Source organism: Sulfitobacter sp. PR48 (assembly GCF_028807335.1).
In the GTDB taxonomy this organism is placed as follows: domain Bacteria; phylum Pseudomonadota; class Alphaproteobacteria; order Rhodobacterales; family Rhodobacteraceae; genus Sulfitobacter.
Genome location: NZ_JARAMM010000039.1, coordinates 1 through 15,971, shown reverse-complemented (window position 1 = coordinate 15,971; position 15,971 = coordinate 1). Strand labels below are relative to the sequence as shown.

The window sequence follows — 15,971 nt, the reverse complement described above, 5'->3', positions numbered from 1 at the left end:
GCTGGCTATTCCTGCGCTCTCTTGCCTGGAACTGAGCAATTTTGGACTGAAACGGGTGGGCGACAATGAATGTCAACACGACCTAGCAACTGTCTCGGGATGCCGCGTGCTGTCAGGCGCGGCCCGCCTCGGCCCTGTAGCGCGCGATCCAGGCGGCACTGGTGGCATCTGCGAGCTTGCGGGTGCCGGGGGTGATATCCGCGGCGCACCCCGGGTCAAGACCGATGAACGCCAGCACCTGCGCAAGCGTCTTTTGCGGTACCTCCGACAGGTCTTCATAGCTCAGCCGCAGCGGCGCAATGCCATTGGCGTCAAACCAGACGGGCCAGGCCGCATCCAGCGCCTGCAATTCGGTAATGCGCCGGGTGAGCGCAGCTGCATCATAGCCCGGTGGCCCGGCAGGCGGCAGTTCCTCAAGCGCGCTGCCATCGGGGCGGCTGTGCCAGAGCCCGCTCTGTTCGGCCCTGAGATAGGACACCGCCTCTGCCAGCTTGTCCGTGCGGCTGAGATAGATGAAGCGGACCGGTCCGAACGCGGCGGCAAAGCGGGCGGCGTCATCGGGCAGGCCGGGGTGTCTGCGGCCCAGCCAGGCGCAGGCCGAGCCCAGATCAGGCCCCATCAGCCGCAGACCGAACAGCGCGGTGCCGCCCTGCCCTTCGCGGCGCATGGCAGCGAAATATTTTTCGGTAAAATGCGCATCATCCGGGTCAACAGCTTCGGTGATGCCCCAATCGGCGCACCAGTCGGCCAGATGCTGCGCGCCAAAGAACGAATCCGGCCGCCCCGCGACGCCGGTTTGCGCCAGCATGTTACAGAGCAGCGTGGTGCCGCTGCGCGGGTTGCTGCACAGGACATAGGCATGGGGTGTATCGTTCATCCCGGTATTTTAGTGCTGGTGATCACGCAAACCAACAGCCATGATCCGGGACTTTCAACATAGCCACTCAGCCTGGATCGACACGCCCGGTCGGCATAGTCATTTTGAACGCGGACCTTCATCGACAAGCTGACGAATGGCGGCTGAGCGGACATTGCTGCCATCAAACATGAGCACCCAGGCCCGGAACAAGCCGAAGGCGCCGGGCCATCGCCTGCCCGCCGGTCGCACCGAAGGTGCGTCGTTGATCATTGGCATGCCTTTGGCATGACGGGTAGGCGATTTGGTGAGGCTAGTTGTTCCCGCGTTGGGATTCATCACGGTTGAGAAATAAAGTGGCATGAACCAAGGTTAGCATCGCCCACCCCGGGCATGCGCTGGCCCGTCCAGCGATGAACGCGGTCTTCTCGTGTTGTAGAAAGCCAGAAATCTGGCAATGCCACTGCGTCCGGCCGACACGCTGTCCCGCTCCATGCAGCAAACCTCACAACCTTGTTGAGAATTATGAGCACCCCTGCCCCTCGCCCTGCACGCACCGGCAGGCTACAAGGCGCAGGTCGCGGATGGGGTCCCGATTGTCGAAAAACGACGACGGGAAAGACGCGACTGCCGATAGAAGGCCACAAAGCGCAACGGAGGAATCACCCATGCCGGACGTCACGATCGTATATTGGCGCGACATCCCCGCACAGGTGATCGTCGGCAAGGGCCGTCGTGGCTCCAAACGCCAGTTGCCGGAGCGCTTTGAGCAGGCCATCGACCGTGCCGCCATGAAAGTGGGGGCCGAAGACACCGATGCCTATCTCGCTGAGTGGCGCAAAGCCGATCCTTACGAGGTTGAGGGAGACCCCGACGCCGTGGCCGACGCAGAGGCCGCCCGCCTGGACGCCGAATACGACAAGGACCGGATCAAAGCGCTGATCGCCAACGACGGCTGGGCCTGAGGGCCGCCCCATGTTCAAGGATAACATCATGTCTTTGCTGAACTTCCGCCGCAAGGAAGCGCCCCAGGCGCCCACAAACAGCCCAGAAGTCGAGGCGTTCCTGCAAGATTACTCCATCGAGGTGATGCCCCGCACCGCCGAGAAGGTCGAGGATTTCCGCGATCTGCTGCCCGCAGGCACCCGCGTCTATATCGCCCATATCGAAGGCACCCCGATCGAGGACATGGTGGCCACGGCCAAACGCCTGAACGCCGATGGTTACAAGGTCATGCCGCACTTTCCCGCACGCATCATCAAGGACCGGGCGACGCTGGCGAACTGGATCGCCATGTACCAGGGCGAAGCCGATGTGAAACAGGCGCTGCTGCTGGCCGGTGGCGTGACCACCCCGCACGGCGATTTCAGCGACTCCATGCAGCTGATGGAAACCGGTCTCTTCGACGAGGCAGGCTTTGAACGCCTGCATGTCGCGGGCCATCCCGAAGGCAACCGCGACATCGACACCGACGGCACCCGCCTGCGGGTGGACGAGGCGCTGCGCTGGAAGAACGACTTCCAGAGCCGGACCGATGCGAAGATGGCCATCGCCACGCAATTCGCCTTTGAGGCGCAGCCGATCATCGAATGGGCCGACAGCCTGAAATACGCGGGCATCACCCTGCCGATCCACATCGGCATCGCGGGGCCTGCCAAGCTGCAGACCCTGATCAAATTCGCCATCGCCTGCGGCGTCGGCCCCTCGCTCAAGGTCCTGCAGAAACGCGCGATGGATGTGACCAAGCTGCTGCTGCCCTATGAGCCGACCGACGTTGTGACCGAACTGGCCCGTCACAAGGCCGAGAACCCCGATTTCAACATCAGCCACGTGCATTTCTTCCCGCTTGGTGGCATCAAGACCAATGCCAACTGGGCCATCCAGAACGGGGGCGACGCCGCTGCCCCCGCAAACGCCGAATAACGCCGAACAAAGGACCTTTTCATGACCCGTACCGTTGTCGAATCCAAGACCAAGACCGCCATCATCGGCTTTGACGAGCCGTTTTGCGTCATCGGCGAACGGATCAACCCCACAGGCCGCAAGATCTTGGCCGAAGAACTGGAGCGCGGCGATTTCTCTCGTGTCGAAGCCGATGCGGTGGCGCAGGTCGCGGCGGGTGCGAACATTCTGGACGTCAATTCAGGCGCGGTCTTTTCCAACAAGATGGCCGAAGATCCGCGCTATGCCGACAACAACTTTGTCGAGCCGATGCTGATGCCCGAGATGATCAAGCGGGTGCAGGCCGTGACCGACTGCCCGATCTGCATCGACAGCTCCGTGCCCGGCGCGCTTGAGAACGGCCTGCAGGCCTGCGAAGGCCGCCCGCTGCTGAACTCGGTCACCGGCGAGGAAGAGCGGCTGGAACTGGTCCTGCCGCTGGTCAAGAAATACAACGTGCCGGTGGTGGCAATCTCCAACGATGACACCGGCATTTCCGAAGACCCCGAAGTCCGCTTTGCCGTGGCCAAGAAGATCGTGGAACGCGCCGCCGATTTCGGCATCCCGGCCCATGACATCGTGGTGGACCCGCTGGTCATGCCCATCGGTGCCATGGCGACGGCGGGCCACCAGGTCTTTACCCTGGTGCGCCGCCTGCGCGAGGAACTGGGCGTGAACACCACCTGCGGGGCCTCCAACATCTCTTTCGGCCTGCCCAACCGTCACGGCATCAACAACGCCTTCTTGCCGATGGCGATGGGTGCCGGCATGACCTCTGCCATCATGAACCCGGTGGCCCTGCCCGTGAACCAGACCAAGATCGCCGAGAAAAAGGCCGAGCTGGAAGCGCTGGGCGTGATTCTGCCGGAAGGCATGGACGACGAAGTATTCGTGCAGCTTTTCGGCATGGGCTCTTCGCTGCCGCGTCCGGGCAAGGAAATGGAAGCGATCCGGGCGGCGAATTTCCTGTTCAACCGCGACCCGCATGGCGGCGCATGGATCGAATTCAACAAGCAGGCCCCGAAAGCGGGCCACGAGGGGCGCGGCCGTGCCGGGCGTACCGGCGGACGCCGCCGCCGCTGAGGCGCGCTTGCCGATCCCATGACATTCAAAGCCCCGTGGCACCCTCCACGGGGCTTTTTCATGCGGGTCTCAGGGAAATCCTGCGCAGGGCGCGCAAGGTAACGCAGAATTAACGGACCGCACGCTACACCGGGCTGACAAAGCTGAACTGGAGTTGCGTGATGAAGTCTGCTCACCCCTTGCAGGGCCAGTCCCAAGATGGCTGAGCCGTTGATCCCGGAAAGTCGGCTGAATGTGACGCAGGCCGCTGGCCTGCATGCCGCCCTCATGGCCCGCGCCGGTCAGGATGTCACCCTGGACATGGCGGAGGTGACCCAATTGGGGGCCCTTTGCCTTCAGGTTCTTGTCTCCGCCGCCAGATCGCTGCGCGCGGCAGGTGCCGCGCTGCATCTGGTCAATGTGCCAGACAAGGTGCTGGCCCAGATGAGGGCCATGGGCATGTCCCCCGAAACCATAGTGGAGGGGCAGGAATGAGCCTGGAAATACTTGCCGTCGACGACAGCCGCACGATGCGCGACATGATCCGCCTGGCCCTGCTGCCCGCCGGTTTCACCGTTCATACCGCCGATGACGGCGTGCATGGTGTCGAGGTGCTGGATGGCATCGAACCCGACGCCATCATCACCGACATCAACATGCCCCGCATGGACGGGTTCGGCTTCATCGACGCCGTGCGCGGCCAGGACAGGCACCGCGCGACGCCGATTCTGGTGCTGACAACCGAAGCCGCGCCAGAGCTGAAACAGCGCGCCCGTGCCGCCGGGGCGACCGGCTGGATCGTGAAACCCTTTGACCCTGAGAAACTGGTCAAGGCCCTGCAGATGATCGCAAGTTGAGGGGGTCGATGAGATGAGTGAACAGAACGATCCCATGGCAGAGATCCGCGCCTCCTTCTTCATCGAATGCGAGGAACTGCTGGAATCCCTGCAGGATGGCCTCCAGATCATGGATGACGGTGCCGACGACAGCGAAACCATCAATATCGTCTTTCGCGCGGTCCATTCCATCAAGGGCGGCGCCGGCGCCTTTGGGCTGGAATTCCTGGTGCGCTTTGCACACCGCTATGAAACCGTCCTGGATGAAGTCCGCGCCGAACGATTGGCGGTCACGCCGGAGGCGCTCAAGGTCTTTTATCAGGCGGCGGACCATCTGTCTGATCTGGTGCGGATCAGCCGCGACAACCTGCCCGCCCCGGAGGAACGCACACAAGCGCTGCTTGAAGCCCTGAGCGCATTTCTGGGCGACAGTGACGAACTCGCCGATGCGCCGGAAGAAGAGATTGATTTCAAACCGATGGGCATCTCGCTGGACCTCGGCACCGACGGCGGTGACGGCCCGGACCTTGCCGATCTTGAGGACCTGCCGCCCTTGCCCCCCCTGCCCGGGCTGGATGCACCCGATACACGTCACTATCAGATCCGCTTCACCCCGACGGCGGAGCTTTTCGAGACCGGTAACGAACCGGCATTGCTGCTGCGCAACCTCCAGGCGCTGGGAGAGATGCATGTGACCTGCGACACCTCGGCGGTCCCGGAGCTTGCGCAACTGGTTCCCGAGGTTCCCCATCTGACCTGGGACATCACGCTTGAAACCGAAGCAGAAGAGGCGGAAATCGCCTCGATCTTCGAATTTGTGGAAGGATTGTGCCGCCTTGACATCATATCCGATGCCGATGCCGAACCTCCGGGCACCGTCATCGCAGCGGCGGACCTCACAGCGCCGGAAATGCCAGAAGCGGCTGAGGCCGAGGTGCCTCAGGCACCCGAGGGGCCCTCTGCCCCCGAACCACTGCCGGAGCAGGAAAAGGAACCCGCGGTAAAACCCGCACCGGCCCCGCCCAAACCCGCCGCGCAGGCACCGCCAGCAGCCAAGACCGTTGTGCGGGTCGATATCGATAGAATCGAACGGCTGGTCAATCTGGTTGGCGAACTGGTGATCAATCAGGCGATGCTTAGCCAAAGTCTGGAGCAATCGGGGCTTTCGCCGCACTCCGACGCCATGAACGGGCTTGAGGAATTCCAACGCCTGACCCGCGACATCCAGGATTCGGTCATGATGATCCGCGCTCAGCCCGTGAAATCGCTGTTCCAGCGCATGTCGCGCATCGTCCGCGAAGCCTCCGGTGCGGTGGACAAGGATGTGCGCCTGATTGTTCACGGCGAAGACACCGAAGTCGACAAGACCGTGATCGAACGGCTGGCCGACCCGCTGACCCATATGATCCGCAACGCGGTGGATCACGGGTTGGAAAGCAAATCCGCCCGCCTCGCGGCCGGAAAACCCGAACAGGGTCAGGTCAACCTGTCTGCCGCCCATCGCTCGGGCCGGGTGATCATCGAGATTTCCGACGATGGTGCCGGGATCAACCGCCCCAAGGTGCAACAGCTTGCCATCGACAAGGGGTTGATTCCCCCAGACGCGGTGCTGAGCGATACGGAAATTGATAACCTGTTGTTCATGCCCGGTTTCTCCACGGCGGACAAGGTATCTGACCTCTCGGGCCGTGGCGTGGGCATGGATGTGGTCCGCACCGCGATCCAGGCCCTTGGCGGGCGTATCACGACCACCTCGCATCCTGGCGAGGGCACGACATTCTCGATCTCGCTGCCGCTCACGCTTGCGGTGCTCGATGGCATGGTGGTCGAGGTGGCGGATGAAACCCTGGTCCTGCCGCTGAATGTTGTTGTCGAAACCCTCACGCTGGAGGCCGGCGATGTCCAGATGTTGCGCCCGGGCAGAAACGTCGTGCGGGTGCGCAGCGGTTTTGTGCCGTTGCTGGATCTTGGCGGGGCATTGGGCTACCGCGCCCCGCTTGAGGATATGACCGGCGCCGTTGTGCTGCTGATCGGCCAGGAGGACGGCAGCAACGCCGCCCTGATGATCGACAATATCGTCGATCAGCGGCAGGTCGTCATCAAGGGGCTCGACGAGAGCTTTCATCGCGCCCCCGGCATTGCCGCCGCGACGATCCTCGGGGATGGCCAGATCGCCCTGATCCTCGACCCCTCCGACATCATTTCCAACGCCATGTCCGCGCATCTGACCGTGGCACCCCAGACCCGCGCCGAAGGAGCCATCGCATGACCGAAACGAATCCGACAAGCAGCATCGAACTGCTGACATTCCAATTGGCCGAGCAGGAATATTCCCTTGATATCATGTCCGTGCGCGAAATCCGGGGCTGGACCCGCGCCACCCCGCTGCCCCAGGCGCCGCATTACATGAAAGGGGTGATCAACCTGCGCGGCACGGTCCTGCCCGTGATGGACCTGGCCGAACGCCTGGGCCTGCCGCCGCGCGCCCAAAGCGACCGCGCCGTGATCATCGTGGTGAAACATGACGAATGCATGACCGGCCTGCTGGTCGATGCGGTCTCGGACATCATCGCGCTCACCTCCGACGATCTGCAACCGCCGCCGGACGGCTCCGCCGGTGGCGGCGGTGTGGTCAGCGCGCTGACCCTGATCGACGACCGGATGATCCGGGTCCTTGACCTTGGTGCGACCATCAACGTGGGCGAAGGTCTGGCCGCATGAACGCGCCCCGGCTGACCTCGACAACGCTGGATCCCGACAGCTTTCGCGCCATCGCGGATCTGGCGTACCGGGAAAGCGGCCTGATCCTGGCCGACAAGAAAGCGACGATGATCCAGTCACGCCTGCGCCACAGGTTGCGCAATCTTGGCCTGTCGGATTTCGCCGCCTATTGCTCCTATCTCCAGTCGGAGGATGGGCGGGAAGAACACCAGCATCTGATTTCCGCGCTGACCACAAATGTCTCGCATTTCTTCCGCGAAAGCCATCATTTCGACACGCTGGGCAAGCTGGTGGCGAAACGTCTGCCCGAGCTGCGCGCCGGCGGATGCCTGCGCATCTGGTCGGCCGGCTGTTCGAAGGGACAGGAACCGCTGTCGATCGCCATGACCCTGCTGGATCATGCGCCGGATATGCACAAGCTCGATCTGCGCATTCTCGCGACCGACATTGATTCCACCGTGATCAATTTCGCCCGCGAAGGGATATACCCCGACCGGCTGATGAGCGGTGTATCCGATGAGATGCGCGCGCGGTTCTTCACCCGTCAGAGCGCCGGTGCCGGAGGGGAGGCGGGATATGCCGCGCATTCAGACATCAAGAGAATGATCAGGTACAACCCTTTGAACCTGCTCAGGGAATGGCCGATGCGCAGCCAGTTTGACGTGGTTTTCTGCAGAAATGTCGTGATCTATTTCGATCTTGAAACGCAATGCAGGCTCTGGCCGCGCATGCATCAGCTGCTGCGCCCTGACGGCATTCTTTTTCTGGGTCATTCCGAACGCATCGCGCAGCCGGAGAAATTCGGCTTCCGCGTGGGCGAGCCCACGACTTATCGACCGATCTGAACCGACAACAGACCGCACGTGCCTGGCGCGTCGCCCGAAACCAACGAGGAAATCCCAATATGGCCTTGCGTGACCAAATCCACATCATGGTTGTCGACGACATGTCCACCAGCCGTGGCCTGATCACGCAGGCGCTGGATTCTTTCGGGGTGCGCAATGTGTTCACCGCAGAAAACGGTAAACAGGCCCTGCAGGCATTGACGGCAAAACCGGTGCATCTTGTCATTTCCGATTACAACATGCCCGAAATGGACGGGCTGAAACTGCTGCATTACCTGCGCGCCACCCCCAAGACCAAGGGCATCGGCTTTGTACTGATCACAGGCCGGGCCGAACAGCAGATCATCGACCACGGCAAGAAGCTGGGCATGAACAATTATCTCAAGAAGCCTTTTGAACCCAACGACTTGCGCAATTGCATCGAACAGGTAGTTGGACGCCTGTAAGGGGGGGCGGATCAATGCAGGAACCTGACCTTGGGGTCATCTTGCAGCGTGTCTCATCGCACGTGGCAGGGCTGGCCGAAATGGTGAACTGGGCCGAACATGCCATCGGCGACAGGCTTGATCTGTCGCGCGAGGATGCGGGTGTGATCGGGCAGCTGCAAAGCCTCGACTATCTGCGGCAGTCGCTGGAGGATCTGACCGCACTGACAGCAGCAATCGGGTGCCAGCCCGGTGTGAACACCATCGGGGTGGCGGGCCTGGCGGATGCCTGTTCCTCACTGCGGCTGGCGGACACGCGCGCATTGTTTCAAGCGCAGCACTGTCAGGGCGCCGCCCCACTTCCCACCCGCTCGTCGGGAGATCTGGACCTGTTCTAACCCCCCACCGCTGTTGCTGTCGGCCATCGACACGACATGCCGCGGGTCAGAACAGTTCGATTTCCCGGTTCGCCATTGGTGCCGCTGGCACCGCCTCGGTGACCGCGGCGCGGGGTTTGGTCTTTTGCCGGGCGATCCCGCGCGCTGGCAGATAGATGAGATGCCGCGCCGTATCGCCGCCGACGGATTTTGACAGACAGGGAATATTCTCGCTTTCAAGGAAATTCAGAACAAAGGCCGCATTTGCGCCGCCGATGTCGGACAGTCCGGTCACCATTTTCGCCCCGCCGAACAGCTTTGCCTGCATCCGCGATTTCTGGGCCCCCAGTTTGAGCATGTCGTTGATCACCAGTTCCATCGCATTCAGACCTTCCGGGTCGAAACGGGTGGATTGCCGGGCATTTGCGGCAATCAGGATATGGTTCATCCCGCCGACACCGACCAGAGGGTCGTGCAGACAGCAGGCCACACAGGAGCCAAGCAGGGTGGAAATGACCACACCGGGGTCATCGGAAACCGCATATTCCCCCTGTGTGATCACCCTGGTCGTTGTGGTCATTGTCTTGCCCTCACCAATCGTGCCCGGTGCCGCGCCGCCGCTTGATTGAGGGCCTGCGACATCTCCGCCAGTGGAAACTGGCGTTCCACGGCACCGATTTCCCAGGCGGCGCGCGGCATGCCGTAGACAGTGCTGCTGTCCTGGTCCTGGCCAAAGGTGGTCGCGCCCGCATCGCGCAGGGCCTTCAACCCGCGCGCGCCGTCCTGACCAAGACCGGTCAGGATCGTCGCGATCACGTCGCGGGCATGGGGCACTGCCGAGTGAAACAACTGATTGATGGAGGGGCAATGCCCTGCCCCTTCGTCATCGGATTGCAGGCGGATTTCCCATTGCCCAAGGCTGCGCGTCACCTGCGTATGCTGGCCCAGGGCCGGGGCCAGCACGATCTGACCAGGTGTCAATGCCATGCCGGGACGCGCAAGCAGGACATCCTGATCAAACCTGCGGTCCAGAAGCTGCGAAAAACTGACCAGTTGCATACCCGGCATGTGTTGAACGATCACAACCGGCGGGCCAGCAGGATCCAGCCCGCCAATAAGCGTGTCCAGGGCTGCAACACCCCCTGTCGAGGCCCCGATCAGCACGAGAGGTTCCATGCCCTGATGCCGGACAGCAGGTGCAGACGTGCTGGCGGCACGGGCGCGCGGCGCTGTCTGTATCCTGCTGCAGGCGGCGGCAAAGACACGTCGCGAGATGGTGTCGCGCAAGCGCCGGCTGGTCCCGTTTTCGGGCTTTTCCAGACAATCCACCGCCCCCAGCATGAGCGCCCGCACGGTCGTCTCGCAATTTGCGCGGGTCACGCCGGAAAACACGACCACCGGTAAGGGATTGCGGACCATCAGTTTTTCCAGAAATTCCAACCCGTTCATTCCCGGCAGTTCGATATCGAGGGTAATCACATCCGGGCGCGTCGCCTTGATGACCGCGCCTGCCTCTCTCGCGTCGCTGGCTTCGCCCACGACAACAAGACGGCGATTGCCCTCCAGCACCAAGCGCAACCACCGCCGCAGCAGGGGCGAATCGTCCACGATCACCACGGTCTTGCGCTGTTGAAAGCGCGCAGGATCCATCCCCATGGAGGGCGGTGCATCCGTCACCGCGCTTTTCCCACAAAGATGCCACTCATGACCATTTCCCGCTGGAAAGTTAACGAAACCCTGCGCGCGTCCCCGGCGGGGGCACCCCTCTTCTATGACGGCAGATCATGAACAGCTCTTTAACCGGATGCGAAAATCCGGTGCCCGTGGGCAGCATCTGCGGCGCAATTCCGGGCGCATCCGGTGGCCGGGCGGCATGCCTAGCTGTTCAGAAACGCGAATAACTTACTTTTATCAATGGGTTTCGGCAGCAGGTTCACGCCAAGTTCCCGGCAGGCACGTTCCAGTTCCAATCCGCGGTCGGCAGATATCAGGCGCACCGGCACATCGCCATGCAGCGCGCGGATCCGGCACAGCAGATCCAGGCCGGACATGCCCTCGCCAAGCTGGTGATCCAGCACCAGCGCATCGGGTCTGAGGTCGATGTCGGCCAGCAGTTTCAACGCGTCCTCGCCGGTGCGGCTGTGGATCACCTCTGCCCCCCAGCCTTCCATCATCAGGACCAGCGCATTGGCAAGGTTTTCGTCATTTTCCACCAGGAACACGATGTCGCCCTTGCGTTCCAGATCGGAAGTTTCGGGCCGCTCGCGGGCCAGCACGATGGGGTCCTGCCGCCCTTCGACAACCGGCACATCCACGCAGAACAGGCTGCCCCGGCCCGGTGCCGAGGTCAGCTGCAACCGGTGGCCCAGCGATTTGCATGCGCGTTCCACAATCGCCAGGCCCAGGCCCAGGCTATGTTCCTTCTGATGCGCAGAGAGCCGCTGGAACTCCTGAAAGATCGCTTCCTGTTCCTCTTCGGCGATGCCCGGTCCTGTATCCCAGACCTGAAGCTGGGCCATCCCGCCGCGCCGCCGCACCCCCACCAGCACGCGGCCGGTTTCCGTATAGCGCACCGCGTTGGATACCAGGTTCTGCACGATCCGGCGCAGGTAGCCGGGATCGGAGCGTACCGACAGCCCGCAATCGACCACGGAGAGTTCTATCCCCTTGGCCTGCGCCACCGGTGTCAGCTCATCGCGCAGGGGTGCCAGAATGGCGCTCAGATGCACCGGCTGGATGTCAAAGGTCGGGTGTTCGGCATCCAGCCGAGAGATGTCCAGCAGCGCCTCGATGATCTGCTCGACCGAGGCCAGGGCCGTCTCTGCCTTTTCGACAATCCCGCGCTGGTCCGGTGCCTCGATCTGTTCGGAGAGGGCCGAGACAAAGAGCTTGGCCGCCGACAGGGGTTGCAACAGATCATGGCTGGCCGCCGCGACAAAGCGCGACTTGGAAGCATTGGCCCGTTCCGCTTCGGAGAGCGCAATCCCCAGCTCGCGGGTCCGGCTTTGCACCCGGCGTTCAAGCATCTCGTTCATCTCGGCGAGCGCCCGCGCGGCCCCTCTTTCGGCGGTGACATCGGTAAAGCTGATCACGAAACCCCGGTCCGGCATTTCCTGGGCAAAGATGCTCAGCACCTTGTTGTTGTCGCCCGTCACCTCAAAGGCGATGGGCCTGCGCCCGCTTTCCTGCCCGGCCCAGTCGATCAGCATCTGGCTGTCGAAACTGTCCTGGAAGGTCAGTTGCCGGTTCAGCCGCTCCAGCAGCACCACAAAATTGCGGCCCAGGTCGGTATCCTGCGGCGGCAGGTCCAGCAGGTAGTCCATGCGCCGGTTCCAGCCGATCAGCTTGCGGTGCCGGTCAAAGATGCAGACCCCCTGGTCGAGGTGATCCAGCGTGGCCCGCAGGATCTGGGCCTGTTCATCGCGCAGTTTCTCGCGCTCCTTGCGTTCCAGCCGGATGATATTGGTCACATCCGTCTGCAAAATCACCGTGCCGCCGCGCGCGGTCCTGTGTTCGCTGACCTGCAGCCATCGGTCATGAATCAGGCTGACATTGAACACCACATGGTTGTCGCGGTGCCGCCGGGTGCGTTGTTGCGCCCATTTCTGCGGGGTCACCTCTGCGGTCAGGGACAGATACCTGCTGGATGAAATCAGGTCGACATAGGCGTCAAAGGACAGCCCCTCGCACAATTGCGGTTCGATGTCGGACAGATCGCGGCAGAACCGGCTGTTGAACAGCACCAGACGGTCACTGGGATCAAACAGGGCAAAGCCTTCGCTGATGGTTTCAATCGCTTCGGTCAGGTTTTCGCGCGCGATGGCGGTTTCGCGGTTGGCCACTTCGAGCCGGGCATTCGACTCCTGCAAAAGTTCAAGCGTGCGTTCCAGGTCGATGGTCCGTTCCCGCACCTGCACTTCCAGCAGGGCGGCGCGTTCGAACTGGGCATAGGCGACGCCGGATTGTTCGTTCTTCTGTTCCACCCGGCGCATCAGGGCCTGGGTGATCTGCAACAGTTTCTCGTTCTGCCGCTCGATCGAATCTGCGGGGTTGATCACCGACACCGGGTCACTCCGCATCTTCCTCCGGCGCATAGATCGCCACGCCGGTCATCGTGTGATTGACATGCAGCGCGCCGATCTGTTCCCCGTAGGTGGAAAAGCCGATCACACGGTGATCGGCGAGCACCGCCGACACCGCGCGGGTGGTTTGTTTCTGCTCGGCCTCGATCCGGCGCAGCAGGCAATCGCAGCCGACGATATCGGTAAGCGCACCGGCATCCGCCAGCTCGTCCAGCTTGCGCCGCAGGTGGTCGACCATGTCCAGAGGGTCGGCCAGGGTCAGCACCATCCCCTCGTCTATGGCGGAGAAGAACAGCAGTTCGCCCCCCTCCTTGACCTGCTGGATCGCCCGCACGTGATGGTTTCTACCAATGCGCACCACCACGGGATGGGAGGCAAAGGTGAACTGGTCCAACTGCTGGGGGTCCTTGCCCACAAGCCGCGCATATTCCTGCGCGGCAGGTTCCGCATTGATCGACTTGACGATGCGCCGGTCCGGGTCGGCGCCGGTCACAACCATCTGGCGGTCGGTCGGCACCAGGTGGTCGATGCTGAAGACCTTCACCCGCAATGCGCTCTGGATCAGGGTCAGCACCGCCGCATTTTCGCAGGCACGACCATTCAGCGCGACGCGCGTATGACCGAAATCCACGCCATCCGCTGCCGAACCGCCGAACAGTGCCATGTCACGCAGCGCCGGCGCGATGGCCACGGTCAGCATGTCCTCGCGCAGCGACAGCCCGTCCACCAGCAGAAAGGCAAAGCCATGACGCTTGTCCGGATGCGCCTCCTGCAGGGCGACGCGTTCCAGGGCGATACGGTCCTGCAGGGCCTGCGAAGAACCTCCGCCCAGATCCTCGATCAGGATCGAGGTGGCGGCGAAATGGGCCTGCGGGAAACCGATGGCGATGACCGTGTTCTCGGCATAACCCCCCGCCCCGATTTCTCCGGCGGTCGTGCAGGCCACCACTTCGGCCTCGCCAAAGGCGGCATCGGCCTCGCGCACAAGCCTGTCGAAATCGGCGGCGGGTGAAATGAACAGCGCCACCACCGCCAGGGGTGCTGGGCCCAGAGCCTGGCGGAGCACGCCGATGGGATCGGGATGGGACGCATCGACCTGGCCGCGGCACAATGCATGCCGCACCCCCGTCAGCGGTTCAACCTCTTGCTGAATTGCCACATCGCGCCTCCCTCAACGCAGACTAGCGGCGCTCTTCGTCACTTGGCAACTGGGATGTGAACTGGGCTTCATGGGCGACCAGAACCGCCTGTGTCCGGTTCTGCACGCCAAGTTTGCGCATGATCGCTGTCACATGCGCCTTGACGGTGGTTTCCGCGATCGACAGCTCATAGGCAATCTGCTTGTTCAGCTTGCCCGCGCAGATCAATTCAAGGATGCGGGCCTGCTGGTTGGTCAGCGAGGTGAGGCGGCGCAGGTTCACGTTGTCTTCGGCCGCGCCCTCCCCGGCGACAAACCCGCTGGGCGTAAAGACCTGGCCCGAGCGGATGACGTCGATGGCCTCCTTGAAGGTGCCCCGGCTGCTGTGTTTCGGTACAAATCCCGATGCCCCCGCCGCGATGGCGCCATTGATCACCGCGTTGTCGGTGACCGAGGTCACGATGATCACATGGGCATCCCCGACCTGCCGCCTGAGCCGCAAAAGACCGTCCAGCCCGCTGACATCCGGCAGGTTGAGGTCGAGCAGCACAAGGTCCGGTGGTGCGGCCTGCCCCAGTTCCTCCAGCGCAGAGGCCAGCGAATGGGTCCTGCGCACGTCGGTATAGGCGGCCACGGATCTGAGCGTCAGCTCCAGCGCGTCGCAGAACAGGGGATGATCATCCACGATCAGGGCCCATTTGCCCGGGGTCTCGGGGGTGAGCATATCCGTCATCGGCATTTCATCTGTTTTCATGGGCAAAGACTAGCAGCATTTCCCGCGCAGGTATCTAGCCAAAAGGTCTTAGGCTCTGCGCTCATGCCCCTGCCCCCAACCAAAGTCCAATAGCGCGTTGTGGCCTCCGCCCCTAGTACATCTGCCAGACCCGGCAGGATTTCGGGTGGGGAAACATGACGAACAAGGGAGACAGCAGATGAACCTGAGCGATCAAAAGACCATAGATGCCGACCGCTACAGCGTTTTCGCAGCCCTTCTTGACCCCGAAGTCCTCAAGGTCTGCGTCCCCGGCTGCCAGGAGATGTCAGGTTCAGCCGAACAGGGGTTCGAGGCCACGGTGGTGCAAAAGGTCGGGCCGGTAAAGGCGACCTTCAAGGGGGCCGTATTCCTCAGCAACATGGCGGCGCCGGAAAGCCTGACCATCAGCGGCGAAGGCAAGGGCGGCGCCGCCGGCTTTGCCAAGGGCGGCGCGCAGGTGCGCCTTGAGGCGCAGGGCGACAAGACTATCCTGCACTACGAGGTGGATGCCAAGGTGGGCGGCAAGCTGGCGCAATTGGGCAGCCGGATCATCGACGGCTTTGCCAAGAAGATGGCCGACCAGTTCTTTTCCAACTTCCAGCAGGCGCTGGGCGGCGCTGAACCCGTCGAGGCGGCTACGGACGCGCCGGTCAAGAAAGGCTGGTTCGGACGTCAGAAAAAGGTCTGAGGGTCTTTGAAAAACGGTTGCTGCCGACCGGCCGGCGGCGGCGCGCCGCGGCACACCAGATCGTGCGACGGCATTGCCGAAGTCCTGTTTCTGCGCCTGCAATCAGGATGACATGTCAAATATGACATGTCAGGCTGCTGAAAAAGCACGTTCCTGCAACCGCCCCCCCCCGAAACAACGAAATCGTTCTTCCACGACGCCAGCCACAAGCCTTGGCCCGGGTGTCAGCCCGGGCCGCGCCCGACC

Annotated in this window: 18 protein-coding genes; 11 read left to right on the top strand and 7 right to left on the bottom strand. The window is 62.6% G+C overall.

Annotation, left to right across the window (positions count from 1 at the left end; genetic code table 11):
* Nucleotides 1–112 precede the first annotated feature (112 nt).
* Both PVW51_RS23615 and PVW51_RS23610 read right to left on the bottom strand, forming a co-directional pair.
* Entirely contained in the window at nucleotides 113–877 is a 765-nt protein-coding gene (locus tag PVW51_RS23615; RefSeq protein WP_274578128.1) for a Stf0 family sulfotransferase, read from the bottom strand.
* Nucleotides 878–976: 99 nt separating this feature from the next.
* Complete coding sequence (locus PVW51_RS23610; protein WP_274578127.1) at nucleotides 977–1,129, bottom strand: hypothetical protein; 153 nt, start codon at nucleotides 1,127–1,129, stop codon at nucleotides 977–979.
* 395 nt (nucleotides 1,130–1,524) lie between these two features.
* Between PVW51_RS23610 and PVW51_RS23605 the strand changes: the two genes are divergently transcribed.
* The 10 genes from PVW51_RS23605 (at nucleotide 1,525) to PVW51_RS23560 (ending at nucleotide 9,084) form a co-directional block, all read left to right on the top strand.
* Nucleotides 1,525–1,821 (top strand): virulence factor, encoded by a 297-nt coding sequence (locus PVW51_RS23605; protein ID WP_274578126.1) that lies wholly within the window; start codon nucleotides 1,525–1,527, stop codon nucleotides 1,819–1,821.
* Between the two features lie 28 nt (nucleotides 1,822–1,849).
* Entirely contained in the window at nucleotides 1,850–2,779 is a 930-nt protein-coding gene (locus tag PVW51_RS23600; RefSeq protein ID WP_269367862.1) for a methylenetetrahydrofolate reductase, read from the top strand.
* Between the two features lie 21 nt (nucleotides 2,780–2,800).
* Nucleotides 2,801–3,880: a methyltetrahydrofolate cobalamin methyltransferase gene (locus PVW51_RS23595; RefSeq protein ID WP_274578124.1), complete on the top strand. Its 1,080-nt coding sequence runs from the start codon at nucleotides 2,801–2,803 to the stop codon at nucleotides 3,878–3,880.
* Between the two features lie 198 nt (nucleotides 3,881–4,078).
* Nucleotides 4,079–4,354 (top strand): STAS domain-containing protein, encoded by a 276-nt coding sequence (locus PVW51_RS23590; protein ID WP_274578122.1) that lies wholly within the window; start codon nucleotides 4,079–4,081, stop codon nucleotides 4,352–4,354.
* Nucleotides 4,351–4,716, top strand: a complete 366-nt coding sequence (locus PVW51_RS23585; RefSeq protein WP_114277159.1) for a response regulator — start codon at nucleotides 4,351–4,353, stop codon at nucleotides 4,714–4,716. The genes PVW51_RS23590 and PVW51_RS23585 overlap by 4 nt, the downstream gene beginning before the upstream one ends.
* A 13-nt stretch (nucleotides 4,717–4,729) precedes the next feature.
* Entirely contained in the window at nucleotides 4,730–6,964 is a 2,235-nt protein-coding gene (locus tag PVW51_RS23580; protein ID WP_274578121.1) for a chemotaxis protein CheA, read from the top strand.
* The gene (locus PVW51_RS23575) at nucleotides 6,961–7,416 is read left to right on the top strand and encodes a chemotaxis protein CheW (protein ID WP_269367858.1); all 456 of its coding nucleotides are present in this window, start codon (nucleotides 6,961–6,963) and stop codon (nucleotides 7,414–7,416) included. The genes PVW51_RS23580 and PVW51_RS23575 overlap by 4 nt, the downstream gene beginning before the upstream one ends.
* Complete coding sequence (locus PVW51_RS23570; protein WP_269367857.1) at nucleotides 7,413–8,261, top strand: CheR family methyltransferase; 849 nt, start codon at nucleotides 7,413–7,415, stop codon at nucleotides 8,259–8,261. The genes PVW51_RS23575 and PVW51_RS23570 overlap by 4 nt, the downstream gene beginning before the upstream one ends.
* 59 nt (nucleotides 8,262–8,320) lie before the next feature.
* Nucleotides 8,321–8,707, top strand: coding sequence for a response regulator (locus PVW51_RS23565; RefSeq protein ID WP_067295727.1), 387 nt, complete (start codon nucleotides 8,321–8,323; stop codon nucleotides 8,705–8,707).
* 14 nt (nucleotides 8,708–8,721) lie between these two features.
* On the top strand, nucleotides 8,722–9,084 hold the full coding sequence (locus PVW51_RS23560) for a hypothetical protein (RefSeq protein ID WP_274578120.1): 363 nt from the start codon (nucleotides 8,722–8,724) through the stop codon (nucleotides 9,082–9,084).
* A 46-nt stretch (nucleotides 9,085–9,130) separates the two neighbouring features.
* Here the strand turns inward: PVW51_RS23560 and PVW51_RS23555 are convergent, their stop codons facing one another.
* From PVW51_RS23555 to PVW51_RS23535, 5 genes are all read right to left on the bottom strand, one after another.
* Nucleotides 9,131–9,643: a chemotaxis protein CheD gene (locus tag PVW51_RS23555; RefSeq protein ID WP_269367855.1), complete on the bottom strand. Its 513-nt coding sequence runs from the start codon at nucleotides 9,641–9,643 to the stop codon at nucleotides 9,131–9,133.
* Nucleotides 9,640–10,740, bottom strand: coding sequence for a chemotaxis-specific protein-glutamate methyltransferase CheB (gene cheB / locus PVW51_RS23550; RefSeq protein ID WP_274578118.1), 1,101 nt, complete (start codon nucleotides 10,738–10,740; stop codon nucleotides 9,640–9,642). Before cheB ends, PVW51_RS23555 begins: the two co-directional genes overlap by 4 nt.
* 200 nt (nucleotides 10,741–10,940) lie before the next feature.
* The gene (locus PVW51_RS23545; protein WP_269367853.1) at nucleotides 10,941–13,142 is read right to left on the bottom strand and encodes a hybrid sensor histidine kinase/response regulator; all 2,202 of its coding nucleotides are present in this window, start codon (nucleotides 13,140–13,142) and stop codon (nucleotides 10,941–10,943) included.
* Nucleotides 13,132–14,298: an FIST N-terminal domain-containing protein gene (locus PVW51_RS23540; RefSeq protein WP_443288732.1), complete on the bottom strand. Its 1,167-nt coding sequence runs from the start codon at nucleotides 14,296–14,298 to the stop codon at nucleotides 13,132–13,134. The genes PVW51_RS23545 and PVW51_RS23540 overlap by 11 nt, the downstream gene beginning before the upstream one ends.
* Before the next feature lie 28 nt (nucleotides 14,299–14,326).
* Nucleotides 14,327–15,007 carry a response regulator gene (locus PVW51_RS23535; protein ID WP_274578129.1) on the bottom strand — a complete coding sequence of 227 codons (681 nt, stop codon included), beginning with the start codon at nucleotides 15,005–15,007 and terminating at the stop codon, nucleotides 14,327–14,329.
* 208 nt (nucleotides 15,008–15,215) lie between these two features.
* On the opposite strand from PVW51_RS23535, the gene PVW51_RS23530 reads away from it, so the two are divergent.
* Complete coding sequence (locus tag PVW51_RS23530) at nucleotides 15,216–15,725, top strand: CoxG family protein (protein WP_274578111.1); 510 nt, start codon at nucleotides 15,216–15,218, stop codon at nucleotides 15,723–15,725.
* The last annotated feature ends 246 nt before the right edge of the window (nucleotides 15,726–15,971 follow it).